Source organism: Pseudomonas sp. NPDC090592 (genome assembly GCF_044769185.1).
Taxonomy (GTDB): domain Bacteria; phylum Pseudomonadota; class Gammaproteobacteria; order Pseudomonadales; family Pseudomonadaceae; genus Aquipseudomonas.
Genome location: NZ_JBIVXJ010000002.1, coordinates 115,988 through 127,943, shown reverse-complemented (window position 1 = coordinate 127,943; position 11,956 = coordinate 115,988). Strand labels below are relative to the sequence as shown.

General features: G+C 61.8%; 8 protein-coding genes and 1 pseudogene. 4 read left to right on the top strand and 5 right to left on the bottom strand.

The genetic code is table 11. The annotated features are described in order from the left end of the window. Positions 1-4: 4 nt before the first annotated feature. The 4 genes from ACIQUI_RS02135 to pcaR all read right to left on the bottom strand — a co-directional run bounded on the left by ACIQUI_RS02135 (position 5) and on the right by pcaR (position 5,595). Positions 5-1,294 (bottom strand): MFS family transporter, encoded by a 1,290-nt coding sequence (locus tag ACIQUI_RS02135; RefSeq protein WP_264360632.1) that lies wholly within the window; start codon positions 1,292-1,294, stop codon positions 5-7. Positions 1,295-1,481: 187 nt separating this feature from the next. Next, positions 1,482-2,684, bottom strand: a complete 1,203-nt coding sequence (gene pcaF, locus ACIQUI_RS02130) for a 3-oxoadipyl-CoA thiolase (RefSeq protein WP_403194585.1) — start codon at positions 2,682-2,684, stop codon at positions 1,482-1,484. A 276-nt stretch (positions 2,685-2,960) separates the two neighbouring features. Next, the gene (locus ACIQUI_RS02125; RefSeq protein ID WP_403194584.1) at positions 2,961-4,307 is read right to left on the bottom strand and encodes an MFS transporter; all 1,347 of its coding nucleotides are present in this window, start codon (positions 4,305-4,307) and stop codon (positions 2,961-2,963) included. 415 nt (positions 4,308-4,722) lie between these two features. Then, complete coding sequence (gene pcaR / locus ACIQUI_RS02120) at positions 4,723-5,595, bottom strand: pca regulon transcriptional regulator PcaR (protein WP_403194582.1); 873 nt, start codon at positions 5,593-5,595, stop codon at positions 4,723-4,725. A 474-nt stretch (positions 5,596-6,069) separates the two neighbouring features. Here pcaR and ACIQUI_RS02115 point away from each other — a divergent pair, with 474 nt between their 5' ends. Together ACIQUI_RS02115 and ACIQUI_RS02110 are read left to right on the top strand one after the other, a co-directional pair. Then, positions 6,070-6,270, top strand: a complete 201-nt coding sequence (locus ACIQUI_RS02115) for a hypothetical protein (protein WP_391132196.1) — start codon at positions 6,070-6,072, stop codon at positions 6,268-6,270. Between the two features lie 309 nt (positions 6,271-6,579). Beyond that, positions 6,580-8,052, top strand: coding sequence for an inorganic phosphate transporter (locus ACIQUI_RS02110; protein ID WP_403194580.1), 1,473 nt, complete (start codon positions 6,580-6,582; stop codon positions 8,050-8,052). Between the two features lie 200 nt (positions 8,053-8,252). Here the strand turns inward: ACIQUI_RS02110 and ACIQUI_RS02105 are convergent, their stop codons facing one another. Continuing rightward, positions 8,253-9,728, bottom strand: coding sequence for a helicase HerA-like domain-containing protein (locus ACIQUI_RS02105; protein WP_403194578.1), 1,476 nt, complete (start codon positions 9,726-9,728; stop codon positions 8,253-8,255). 171 nt (positions 9,729-9,899) lie between these two features. On the opposite strand from ACIQUI_RS02105, the pseudogene ACIQUI_RS02100 reads away from it, so the two are divergent. After that, positions 9,900-10,916: pseudogene (locus ACIQUI_RS02100) on the top strand (cache domain-containing protein); the annotation flags it as partial. 93 nt (positions 10,917-11,009) lie between these two features. After that, on the top strand, positions 11,010-11,774 hold the full coding sequence (locus ACIQUI_RS02095; protein WP_403194814.1) for a methyl-accepting chemotaxis protein: 765 nt from the start codon (positions 11,010-11,012) through the stop codon (positions 11,772-11,774). The last annotated feature ends 182 nt before the right edge of the window (positions 11,775-11,956 follow it).

Below are 11,956 nucleotides of genomic sequence, written 5' to 3'. Positions count from 1 at the left end.
GTCCTTAATCATCGTGGTGCAGGTACGCGGCCTGCTTCGGCAGGCGCAGGCTGAACAGGAAGGCAATCGCCATCATGGCCGTCACGTACCAGTAGAAAGTGTTTTCCATGCCCAGGGTCTTCAGGCCCAGGGCTACGTACTCAGCGGAGCCGCCGAATGCCGCGTTGGCAACTGCATAGGCCAGGCCCACACCGAGCGCACGCACTTGTGGCGGGAACATCTCGGCCTTCACCAGGCCGCTGATCGAGGTGTAGAAACTGACAATACATAACGCCAGGCTGATCAGCACGAAGGCCATGAACGGGCTGGTCACGGTTTTCAGCGCCATCAGCAGCGGCACGGTGCACAGGGTACCCAAGGCGCCGAACAGCAGCATCGAATTGCGCCGGCCGATACGGTCGGACAACATGCCGAAGAACGGCTGCAGCACCATGAACAGGAACAGCGCGCCGGTCATCACATAGCTGGCGTTCTTCGCGGTCATGCCGGCCGTGTTGACCAGGTACTTCTGCATGTAGGTGGTGAAGGTGTAGAAGATCAGCGAGCCGCCGGCGGTGTAGCCCAGTACCGTGATGAACGCGGCGGCGTGGTTGCGGAACAGGCCGCCGATCGAGCCGGCATCCTTGTCGTTGCGGGTTTCGGCGCTGCTGGTCTCGTGCAGCGAGCGGCGCAGCATCAGCGAGATCAGCGCAGCGATGGCCCCGACCACGAACGGAATGCGCCAGCCCCAGGCACGCAGTTCATCTTCGGTCAGCAACTGTTGCAGGATCACCACCACCAGCACCGCCAGCAACTGGCCGCCGATCAAGGTGACGTACTGGAACGAAGCAAAAAAGCCGCGCTGACCGCGCAAGGCCACTTCACTCATGTAGGTGGCTGTGGTGCCGTACTCACCGCCCACCGACAGGCCCTGGATCAGACGGGCCAGCAACAGCAGTGCCGGGGCCCAGGTGCCAATGCTGGCGTAGGTAGGCAGGCAGGCGATCATCAGCGAGCCGAAGCACATCATCAGCACCGAGATCATCAGGGAATTCTTGCGACCATGGCGGTCAGCGAGGCGGCCGAAAATCCAGCCACCAATGGGGCGCATCAGGAAGCCAGCGGCGAATACCCCCGCCGTGTTCAACAGCTGTACGGTCGGGTCGTCGGAGGGGAAGAAGGCCGGGGCGAAATAGATGGCGCAGAAGGCGTAGACGTAAAAGTCGAACCATTCCACCAGGTTGCCTGATGAGGCACCAACGATAGCGAAGATGCGCTTGCTGCGCTCTTCGCCGGTGTAATAGGTTGAGGTCATGACGGGTTTACTCCTGGAGGGTCACAGGTAAGTCTAGACATACCTGGTAACACACTCGTTCCGCTTTGAAGCTGGCAATTGGCCTTGAGTCGAACATACCGGCCTCTTCGCGGGCACGCCCGCTCCCACAGCGGGAGGCGTGGTTCCCCTGTGGGAGCGGGCGTGCCCGCGAAGAGGCCGGTACAGGTCAAACCCGCTCGATGGCCAGCGCCAAACCTTGCCCAACGCCCACACACATGGTCGCCAAGCCTTTACGCCCACCGCTCTTCTCCAGCTGATGCAGCGCAGTCAGCACCAGGCGCGCCCCGCTCATGCCCAGCGGGTGGCCCAGGGCAATCGCGCCGCCATTCGGGTTCACCTGCGGCGCATCATCGGCCACACCCAGCTCACGCAGCACCGCCAAACCTTGGCTGGCAAACGCTTCATTAAGCTCGATCACATCAAAATCATTTACCGCCACACCCAGGCGCTCGGTCAGCTTGCGCACCGCCGGCACCGGGCCGATGCCCATGACCCGTGGTGCAACGCCGCCGCTGGCCATGCCGAGCACGCGGGCACGCGGGGTCAGGCCGTGCTTCTTCACCGCTTCAGCCGACGCCAGGATCAACGCCGCAGCACCGTCGTTCACGCCCGAGGCGTTGCCAGCGGTGACGGTCTTGTCCGGGCCGTTGACCGGTTTGAGCCTGGTCAACGCCTCGAGCGTGGTTTCCGGGCGCAGGTGTTCGTCCAACTCGACGATGGTTTCGCCCTTCTTGTGCGCAATGCGCACCGGCACGATCTCTTCGGCGAAAAAGCCGGCAGCCTGTGCGGCTGCAGCTTTCTGCTGGCTGCGCAGGGCAAACGCGTCCTGGTCAGCGCGCGAAACCTGGTAGTCATCGGCCACGTTGTCGGCGGTTTCCGGCATGGAGTCCACGCCGTACTGGCTCTTCATCAGCGGGTTGATGAAGCGCCAGCCGATGGTGGTGTCTTCCAGCTTCATGTTGCGCGAATAGCCGCTTTCGGCCTTGCCCATGACGAACGGCGCACGCGACATCGACTCGACACCGCCAGCAATCGCCAGCTCCATTTCGCCACTGGCAATGGCGCGGAAAGCGGTGCCGATGGCATCCATGCCCGACGCGCACAGGCGGTTCAGGGTGACGCCCGGGATGCTGTCGGGCAAGCCGGCCAGCAGCAGCGCCATGCGCGCTACGTTGCGGTTGTCTTCACCGGCCTGGTTGGCACAGCCGAAGAACACTTCGTCAACCTGGTCCCACTGCACAGTCGGGTTGCGCTCAATCAGCGCTTTCAACGGCACGGCAGCCAGGTCGTCGGCACGCACACCCGCCAACGCGCCGCCGAAGCGGCCGATCGGGGTGCGGATGGCGTCACAGATAAATACGTCGCGCATTAGGCTTCTCCTGCCACTGGCCATGGGCCGCGGCGGTACGTTTGGAGGCTACTGGTCAGGGTGCTTCGTTGCGCTCAGATTAAGGAGACTGGCGGGGGGCTTACAATCCGATAATCGACTCAATGTGCGGTTATCGAACAATTTGTTAGATTGCTACCTACCCCCTTCACTGCCTGTACCGTCCTCATCGCCGGCAAGCCAGCTCCCACAGGTGCCACCGGCCCTGGCCTTGCGCAATCCTGTGGGAGCCGGCTTGCCGGCGATTGGGCCACTACGTCAGGTCGCGTCCGCGTGGCTCACCAGCCCCTTGACGATCACCCCCACGGTCGCCAGTGCGGCAGGCACCAGCAGCGCCGTCAGCACCTGCTCGAAATTCCAGCCCAGGCCCAGCAGTGTCGCGCCACTCCAGGCACCGAGGATCGCGCCAAAGCGGCCAATACCCAGCATCCACGATACACCGGTGGCCCGGCCCTGGGTCGGGTAGAAGCGTGCCGCCAGTGACGGCATCGCCGACTGCGCACCGTTCACGCACATGCCGGCAATCAGCACCAGCGTCGCCAGTACGGTGATGTTGCCCAGGCTCTGCCCCACTGCGTAGGCAAACACCCCGGCCAGCAGGTAGAAGATGCCGATCACCTTGTGCGGGTTGAAGCGGTCCATGGCCCAACCCACCCCCACCGCACTCAACACACCGCCAAACTGGAACAGCGCACCGATGAACGCGGCCTGCTCCATGCTCGCGCCGCTGTCACGCATCAGGGTTGGCAGCCAGCTGGTCAGCAGGTACACGATCACCAGGCCCATGAAATAGGTCAGCCACAACAGCACGGTGCCCAGGCCATAAGTGCCAGAGAAGATGACCGCAAACACGTTGCGTGCTGCAACGGCCTTCTGCTCTGGCACGCTGAAGCTGCCCGCTTCGGCCACCACCTGCGGCGCGATGGGTGACAGGGTCTTGCGCACCTTGTCAGTACCGCGGTTGCGCACCACCAGGAACCGGGCCGACTCCGGCAGCCATACCATCAATACCAACGCCAGCAGCAATGGCAGCACGCCACCGATGACCAGCAGGCTATGCCACCCATAGGCCGGGATCATCTTGGCGGAAATGAAGCCACCACCGGCCATGCCCAGGTTGAAGCCACAGAACATGCTGGTCACCAGCAGCGACTTCAGGCGCTCGGGGGTGTACTCGGACAGCAGCGTGGTAGCGTTGGGCATGCCTGCACCCAGGCCCAGGCCGGTCAGGAAGCGCAGCACCAGCAGCTGGTCAACGTTGGTGGCGTAGGCCGAGGCCAGGCTGAAGCCGCCAAACACCAGCACCGCGCCTACCAGCACGCCCTTACGGCCGAAGCGGTCAGCCAGCGGCCCGGAGCCCAGGGCGCCAAACACCATGCCGATCAACGCGGCACTCATCACCGGGCCGAGGCTGGCGCGGTCTATCCCCCACTCCTGCGACAGCGCCGGGGCGATAAAGCCCATGGCGGCGGTGTCCAGGCCATCGAGGAAGACGATCAGGAAGCACAACAGCACGACCCGCCATTGATAGCGGGACAAAGGCTGCTGATTGATGAACGACTGAACGTCGAGGCTTTTGCCGACGCTGTTTTGCGCTTGGTTCATTGTTGTTATCCAGAATGTAGGGCACAGCCAGACCACTGCACACGGGCAACCGGCACAGAGGACGATGATTGGGGAATATGGCCTGCGTCAGCCTGGATACAACGGAACTGCGCGCAGGTGCGGCCGCGGCAGCGAGGGGACAGTATTCATGGTAAGTGCCTCTTATGTTTTTCTTGTTCGATCGGCAGGGCCGACCGTTGCGAGAAACATTAATCAGCGGGCGCAGGTGAAGCAATTCACCCGGAACGACACTGTGCGTTTATCGCACAAGAAACGGTTTTGCCTGTTCAATTTTTGAATGTGGGCGCTGTGCGCCCCAATCGCCGGCAAGCCAGCTCCCACAGGCTTCGCGCAGTCCTCCAGAACTGCACAGTACTTGTGGGAGTTCGGCTTGCCGACGATTGGGCCGGCAATCTCAACCAAACAACTGATGGCAAAGGTCGCGACTGGCAGCCAGTAAAATCGGCAAGAACCGTTGCTCCAACTCGCTACGCGTCACTCGCCCGACGTGGGTGCTCACGTTCAACGCCGCCAACACCTGCCCCGATGCGTCATAGATCGGCACCGCAATCGAACGCAGCCCCTGCTCCAGCTCCTGGTCGACCACGCACCAGCCCTGGGCCCGCACCTGCTGGATGCAGGCGAACAGTGACTCAGGGTCATTCAGGGTGCGGCTAGTGCGCGCCTTCAGGTCCGCACGCTCCAGGTACTCACGCAGGCTGGTGTCGTCCATCGCCGCCAGCAGGATGCGCCCCATCGATGTGCAATAGGCCGGCAGGCGCCCGCCCACCGACAGGTCGACCGATATCAGCCGCTCGACCGTGGCCGAACGGGCTATATAAAGAATGTCGTCACCTTCGAGGGTGGCCATGTTGGCGGCCTCGTGCAACTGATCACTGATACGGTCCAGGTAAGGTTGCGCAGAAATCGCCAACGGCGTCGACGACAGGTAGGCATGCCCCAGCGTCAGCACTTTGGGCAACAACGAATAGGTACGCCCGTCGGTGGTGGCGTAACCCAGCTTGATCAACGTGTGCAGGCAACGGCGCACCGCTGCGCGCGGAATTTCGGTGCGGTGGCTGATCTGGGCGATGGTCAGGTGGCGCTTGCGCTCCTGGAAAGCCTGGATCACCGCCAGGCCCCGTGCCAGGGAGGTCATGAAATCCGGGTCGCCGGTAAACGCCTGAATACGCTTGGCAGGTGAGGCCACGATCGGTGGTGCCATGGCCGAAGCGGGCCGCGCGGGCTCCGGATTGCCGGAATCGTTGGCCAGGGTTTCGTCACTCATCGCACACCTCAAAAAAAACGCCCATTCGTGCGATTATCGAACAAACGGCCGATAATCGCAATTGACCGCCGACACTTTTGCTTATACCTTTCTCTGGCCACTTGTGGCTTCTTTGGAGAGACTGGTCAGGTACCCACCGTAGAAGTCCCCAGGCAACGGCCTCGCCTTTTGGCGAGGCCGTTTTTCATTCGGGCCTTGCCCGGCATTGCAGCGAACTTTTATCCGCCATGCCTTTCAAACTTGTACGAAAGGCGCAAACAGTTTCCCGGCACCGCCCTTTACTTATGTCAGATGATGTCAGTGTTGGGTAAATAACGATGTTCGGTAAATTATCGGTTGCTATAATCGACTGCACAGGCCCGACGCTTGCGTGGCAGTGGAACCTTGCGCGGTATCAAGCCGTTGCGGCCAACAAGGCATGTGCACGCTGCACAACGCATAACAACAGTCATCACACTTATTCAGGTACTGCATGTGACAAAAGACGAACTGCGCGCAGAACTAGAGCGCCAGGCTGAACGCTTTAAAGATGTCTACGGTGGCGAAGTCACCACTTACGCCGCACAACCGGACCCGGAACGCAAACCTTGGCGCAAACGTGCCAGCATCCGTGACCAGTCCTTCAGCCAGGAACTGGAACGTATGGAGAAGGAACTGCGCGGCGACAATCCCTGACCTGGGGCCACGCCAGCGCGTCGTCGCCCGGCCCCCGGGCGCGGTCTATCTTTACCGTCAGGCCGAAGGTGAAATGGAATTACACAAATTTCATACATCCGTTTGAATGCCGGACGGACGGTTATTTGTTGAGCTTTTTGCAGGATTTCGCCAGATTTAGGGCCATTTAACCGACATTTCCCTGCCTCGAAGCCTTGATGGACCCAGCCCGTGCTCACCCGGATGATTGCCATCGGTCTGTAGCAGGTGCATCGATTGCAAAGGTTTTCTGGCATAATCCCGCCCCCCTATGACCGCCAGACAACCTTCATGATCGATTTATTCAGCGGACTGGATGCCTGGGTGTTGGTGAGCCTGCTGCTCGCCTTGACCTTCGTACTCGCCTTCGAGTTCATCAATGGCTTTCATGACACCGCCAACGCGGTAGCTACCGTCATCTATACCAAAGCCATGCCGCCGCACCTCGCCGTGTTCTTCTCCGGCGTGTTCAACTTCCTTGGCGTTCTGCTCGGCGGTGTCGGGGTGGCCTATGCCATCGTGCACCTGCTGCCGGTAGAGCTGCTGATCAATGTGAACACCGGACACGGCCTGGCCATGGTCTTCTCGCTGCTGGCCGCGGCCATCACCTGGAACCTGGGCACCTGGTACTTCGGCATCCCCGCTTCCAGCTCGCACACGCTGATCGGCTCCATTCTCGGTGTTGGCCTGGCCAACGCCCTGATCAACGACATCCCGCTGGGCGACGGCGTGAACTGGCAGAAGGCGATCGACATCGCCATGTCGCTGGTGGTCTCGCCAATGGCAGGTTTCGCCGTTGCAGCCCTGGTACTGATCGGCCTGAAATGGTGGCGCCCGCTGTCGAAGATGCACAAAACCCCCGACCAGCGCCGCAAGCTCGACGACAAGAAGCACCCGCCATTCTGGAACCGCATGGTGCTGGTGGTTTCGGCCATGGGCGTGAGCTTCGTACACGGTTCCAACGATGGCCAGAAGGGCATCGGCCTGATCATGCTGGTACTGATCGGCATCGTCCCGGCCAAGTTCGTCCTCGACCTGAACAGCACCACCTACCAGATCGAGCGTACCCGCGACGCCACCTTGCACATGAGCCAGTTCTACCAGCGTAACGCCGCCACCTTGGGCGAGTTCCTGGCACTGGGCAAAGCCAAGGCCAGCGACCTGCCAGAGCAGTTCAGCTGCAACCCGCAGCAGACCGAACCGACCATTGCCGCGCTGCAGTCCTCGCTTCAGGGCGTGACCGACTACCACAGCCTGAGTGCAGACAAGCGTGTTGAAGTGCGCCGCTACCTGCTGTGCCTGGATGACACGGCGAAAAAGGTTGGCAAGCTGCCAGGCCTGGATGCCCGTGAAAAGGCCGACCTGGAAAAACTGCGTAAAGACCTGACCGCCACTACCGAGTACGCGCCGTTCTGGGTCATCGTGGCCGTTGCCCTGGCCTTGGGCCTGGGCACCATGGTTGGCTGGAAGCGCGTGGTACTGACCGTTGGCGAGAAGATCGGCAAGCAAGGCATGACCTATGCCCAGGGCATGTCGGCACAGATCACCGCAGCCTGTGCCATCGGCATGGCCAACGTGTTCGCCCTGCCGGTATCCACCACCCACGTGCTGTCGTCCGGCGTGGCCGGCACCATGGTCGCCAACAAGAGCGGCCTGCAGGGCGGCACCGTGAAGACCATCCTGCTGGCCTGGATACTGACCCTGCCGGCCTCGATGGGCCTGGCAGCCGGCCTGTTCTGGCTGGCGTCCAAAGCCATTGGCTGAGTGATACCCGCATAGAGAAAGGCGCCTTCGCAGGCGCCTTTTTTGTGCCTGACGCGGCACCTTGTAGGAGCGGCCTTGTGTCGCGATGGGCTGCGCAGCAGCCCCGGCAATATCTGCTGGAACCAAGATCCCGGGGCTGCTGCGCAGCCCATCGCGACACAAGGCCGCTCCTACAGGTACAGCGCAAGCCTTCAGGCTGACTACCTTTTCTTGCCCCCCAACAACGACCCCATCAACCCGCGCATCAGCTGCCGCCCCAACTGATTGGCCGCCTGGCGCACTGCCGACTTGATCGCCTGCCCCGCCGCACTCTGCAGGAACTCGCCGGCCTTGTCGGCAAAACTCTCTTCATCCGCCTTCGGCTGCGGCGCCGGCTCCACCGCCTCGCCCTTGCGCTGGGTCAGCATTTCATAGGCCGATTCACGGTCCACCGGCTTGTCATAACGCCCCGCCAGTGGCGAAGCGGCAATCAGCGCAGTGCGTTCGCTTGCAGACAACGGCCCGATCCGCGATTGCGGCGGCGCAACCAACACCCGCTGCACCATGGCCGGCGTGCCCTTCTCCTCCAGCGTGCCTACCAGCGCCTCGCCAATCCCCAGCTCGGTCAGCACCGCCAGGGTGTCGAACGCCGGGTTGGGGCGAAAACCATCGGCCACCGCGCGCAACGATTTCTGCTCCTTGGCAGTAAACGCCCGCAAGCCATGCTGAATGCGCAAGCCCAACTGGGCCAGTACCGCATCCGGCAAGTCACCCGGTGACTGGGTAACGAAATACACCCCCACGCCCTTGGAGCGGATCAACCGCACCACCTGCTCCAGGCGGTCCTGCAGCGCCTTGGGCGTGCCGTTGAACAGCAAGTGCGCTTCATCGAAGAACAGGGCCAACACCGGCTTGTCGGCATCGCCACGTTCGGGCAACTGCTCGAACAACTCGGCCAGCAGCCACAGCAGGAAAGTCGCATAGACCTTGGGCGCCTCATGCACCAGCCTGCTGGCATCGAGCAGGTGGATGCGCCCACGGCCATCGGTGTCTGGCCGCAGCAAGTCTTCCAGCTGCAAAGCCGGCTCACCAAACAACGCTTCAGCGCCCTGCTGTTCCAAGGTAGCAAGCCGACGCAACAAGGCCTGGGTAGATGCAGTGGTCATCAGCGCACTGTCTTCACCCAGCAGTTGCGGGTTGTCCTTCAGATGCGCAAGCAGCGCTTTCAGGTCCTTGAGGTCCAGCAGCAGCAGGCCCTCACGGTCGGCCACCTTGAAGGCCGCGTACAACGCCGCCTGCTGACTGTCGGTCAGCTCAAGCAAGTTGCCCAGCAGCAACGGCCCCATTTCACTGAGCGTGGTGCGCAGCGGGTGGCCGGACTGCCCGGCTATATCCCACAAACTCACCGGGTAGGCCCGAGGCGTGTGCCCCAGCCAGGGCATGCCTGCGATGCGCTCAGCCACCTTGCCCTGCGGCGTGCCGGCAGCCCCCAGCCCACACAGGTCGCCTTTGACGTCGGCCGCGAATACCGCCACCCCCGCATCGCTGAACACTTCCGCCAGATGCTGCAGGGTAACGGTCTTGCCTGTACCCGTTGCGCCCGCCACCAGTCCGTGACGGTTGGCCAACCGCATTGCTTGCCCTACTGGCTGGCCATCCGGGCCTGCACCTACAACGATGGTCGAAGATTCCGACATCTCATTAATCCTCTGCTCAAGCTTTACCTTAATTCGGCCGATACCTTTGGGTGATATTTGCCTTAATTCAGAGAGGAACAACCGAAAAGGGACTTTTCGGGATAGTGCACATCCTTACCGCTTCACCCGTGCGAACACCTGATATAAAACCTTAGCGGAACCGATTACGCCATGAACAAAAGCCTTCGTTTCAGCCACAAGATTCTTTTGGCGGCATCATTGATCGTGATGCTCGCCTTCAGCCTTTTCACCCTCTACAACGATTACCTCCAGCGTAATGCGATCCGCGAGGACCTGGAAAACTATCTGGCTGAAATGGGCGCCTCCACTTCGACCAACATCCGCAACCTGTTCGAAGGCCGTATCAAACTGGTGGAAAACCTGGCACAGAACATAGCCCAGGACCCGGCCAACGCCGAAACCCTGATGGGCCAGAATGCACTGGTTTCCAGCTTCCTCACCGTGTACCTGGGCAAGGTCGACGGCGGCTTCAGCGTGCGCCCCGACGCAAAAATGCCCGACGGCTACGACCCACGTACCCGCCCCTGGTACAAGGACGGCATGAGCGCTGCCGGCGCAACCCTGACCGAACCGTACATCGACATGACCACCAACAAGATGGTCATCGGCATTCTCAACAAGGTGTCCAGCAGTGTCGGCGTGGTCGGTGGCGACCTTGCCCTGGACGGCCTGGTGCAGATCATCAACTCGTTGAACTTCGGCGGCATGGGCTACGCCTTCCTGGTCAACGACCAAGGCAAGATCCTGGTGCACCCGGACAAGGACCTGGTGATGAAATCGCTGTCGGACCTGTTCCCGCAGCACACCCCGAAACTGACCGGTGAACTGACCGAGGTACAGAGTGAAGGCCAGACCCGCCTGCTGACCTTCACCCCGATCACCGGCTTGCCTTCGGCCAACTGGTACATCGGCCTGTCGGTAGACAAGGACAAGGCATTCTCGATGCTCAGTACCTTCCGCACCTCGGCGGTAATCGCCACGGTGGTGGCGGTGGTGATCATCATTGGCCTGCTTGGCCTGCTGATCCGGGTCCTGATGCAGCCCCTGCACACCATGACCCGCGCCATGGAGGACATCGCCCAGGGTGAAGGCGACCTGACCAAACGCCTGCGCATTCACAACCACGATGAGTTCGGCATTCTGGGCAGCGCCTTCAACCGTTTTGTCGAGCGTATCCACAGTTCGATCCGCGAAGTGTCCTCGGCCACCGAACAGGTCAACGAAGTGGCCCTGCGTGTCATCAGTGCCTCCAACTCGTCGATGACCAACTCCGACGAGCAGAGCAACCGCACCAACAGCGTGGCCGCCGCCATCAACGAGCTGGGCGCCGCCGCCCAGGAAATCGCCGGTAACGCCGCCCAGGCTTCGCAGCACGCCAGTTCGGCGCGCCTGCTGGCCGAAGAGGGCCAGCAAGTGGTCGAGCGCAACATTGCCGCGATGAACCGCCTGTCCGACCTGATCGTCAGCTCCAGCGCGCACATCGAGACGCTGAACAACAAGACGGTCAACATTGGCCAGATCCTTGAAGTGATCACCAGCATTTCCCAGCAGACCAACCTGCTGGCGCTAAACGCTGCCATCGAAGCGGCCCGTGCGGGTGAAGCCGGGCGTGGTTTTGCCGTGGTGGCCGATGAAGTGCGCAACCTGGCGCACCGCACCCAGGAATCTGCCCAGCAGGTGCAGACCATGATCGAAGAGCTGCAGGTAGGCGCCCGCGAGTCGGTCGAGACCATGGACCAGAGCCAGCGCCACAGCCAGGACAGCATGCAGATCGCCAACCAGGCCGGTGAGCGGCTCGACAGCGTTACCGTGCGTATCGGCGAGATCGACGGCATGAACCAGTCGGTAGCCACCGCCACCGAGGAGCAGACCGCCGTGGTCGAGGCGATCAACATGGACATCAACGAGATCAACATGCTCAACCAGGAAGGCGTGGAGAACCTGCAGGCCACCTTGCGCGCCTGCTCGGACCTGGAGCAGCAGGCCGGCCGCCTGAAGCACCTGGTGGGCAGTTTCCGCATTTAAGCACGTACCGCGTCGCCCGCTCCCACAGGGATAACACTGGCCGCATGGCCTGCACAGTCTCTGTGGGAGCGGGCAGGCCCGCGAAGCAGCAAACACCACTCCCCAGCCCCGCCCCATCCCGATCGAACAAACTATCCTTCTGAAAGGTCAACCTTTAGGCGCGTCATCGCCGGCCCGTTACC

Bases quoted from the DNA above. Each gene is read 5' to 3' on its own strand.
- ACIQUI_RS02135 (WP_264360632.1), bottom strand. From the start codon at position 1,294: ATGACCTCAACCTATTACACCGGCGAAGAGCGCAGCAAGCGCATCTTC.
- pcaF (WP_403194585.1), bottom strand. From the start codon at position 2,684: ATGCGCGACGTATTTATCTGTGACGCCATCCGCACCCCGATCGGCCGC.
- ACIQUI_RS02125 (WP_403194584.1), bottom strand. From the start codon at position 4,307: ATGAACCAAGCGCAAAACAGCGTCGGCAAAAGCCTCGACGTTCAGTCG.
- pcaR (WP_403194582.1), bottom strand. From the start codon at position 5,595: ATGAGTGACGAAACCCTGGCCAACGATTCCGGCAATCCGGAGCCCGCG.
- ACIQUI_RS02110 (WP_403194580.1), top strand. From the start codon at position 6,580: ATGATCGATTTATTCAGCGGACTGGATGCCTGGGTGTTGGTGAGCCTG.
- ACIQUI_RS02105 (WP_403194578.1), bottom strand. From the start codon at position 9,728: ATGTCGGAATCTTCGACCATCGTTGTAGGTGCAGGCCCGGATGGCCAG.
- ACIQUI_RS02095 (WP_403194814.1), top strand. From the start codon at position 11,010: ATGACCAACTCCGACGAGCAGAGCAACCGCACCAACAGCGTGGCCGCC.